We start from the raw sequence: 383 nt of genomic DNA on the forward strand, positions 1-383 counted from the left end.
CCGGGCTGGGAATACAAGTCAGCGAAGCGGCTGAGGCGAGGCGCATGGGCGAAAACAGTAGCAGCGCTACGGCGAGACCATGCAACGACGCATCAGGACTTGTAATCACAGGCCTTAGATCACTTTCGCTTCGTTCTTCAGCTTGTCAACCAAAGTTGCAACGTCCGGAACTTTGACGCCAGCGCCGCGCTTGGCGGGCTCTGCCACCTTCAAGGTCTTGATGCGCGGCGCCACATCCACGCCCAGCTCTTCAGGCTTGATGGTGTCCAGCTGCTTTTTCTTGGCCTTCATGATGTTGGGCAAGGTCACGTAGCGAGGCTCGTTCAGGCGCAGGTCGGTGGTGATGATGGCGGGGGTAGACAGGCTCAAGGTTTCCAGGCCGC

General features: G+C 59.0%; 1 protein-coding gene. It reads right to left on the reverse strand.

What is annotated here, in order from left to right; genetic code table 11:
- Positions 1-114: 114 nt before the first annotated feature.
- The coding region (locus QEP11_RS15650) for an electron transfer flavoprotein subunit beta/FixA family protein (RefSeq protein WP_413788741.1) at positions 115-383 on the reverse strand (269 nt) is incomplete at its 5' end.

The organism is Comamonas halotolerans (genome assembly GCF_030162935.1).
Classification (GTDB): Bacteria; Pseudomonadota; Gammaproteobacteria; order Burkholderiales; family Burkholderiaceae_C; genus Comamonas; species Comamonas halotolerans.